Below are 209 nucleotides of genomic sequence, written 5' to 3'. Positions count from 1 at the left end.
TTTCCGGTGCCGGTCCTGTGGCCACACCGACCACGCGGACGTCAATGCCGCGAAGAACATTCTGGCCGCGGGACACGCGGTTCTGGCCGGCGACGGCCAAGCGCTCGTGGAGGGAGAGGTGCAGTCAGGCCGCCCGGTGAAGCGAGAACCCACCGAAGGGGTAGGCCATGCGGCCTAGCCCAGCAGGAATCCCCGCCCTTCCCGCTGCG

General features: G+C 69.4%; 1 protein-coding gene. It reads left to right on the top strand.

The genetic code is table 11. The annotated features are described in order from the left end of the window. The coding region (locus B447_RS22690; protein WP_004250126.1) for a zinc ribbon domain-containing protein at positions 1 to 178 on the top strand (178 nt) is incomplete at its 5' end. Positions 179 to 209: the final 31 nt, after the last annotated feature.

Source organism: Thauera sp. 27 (assembly GCF_000310125.2).
GTDB lineage: Bacteria > Pseudomonadota > Gammaproteobacteria > Burkholderiales > Rhodocyclaceae > Thauera > Thauera mechernichensis.
The sequence above is the reverse complement of the archived record's forward strand: the minus strand, read 5'-3'. Positions and strand labels throughout refer to the sequence as shown.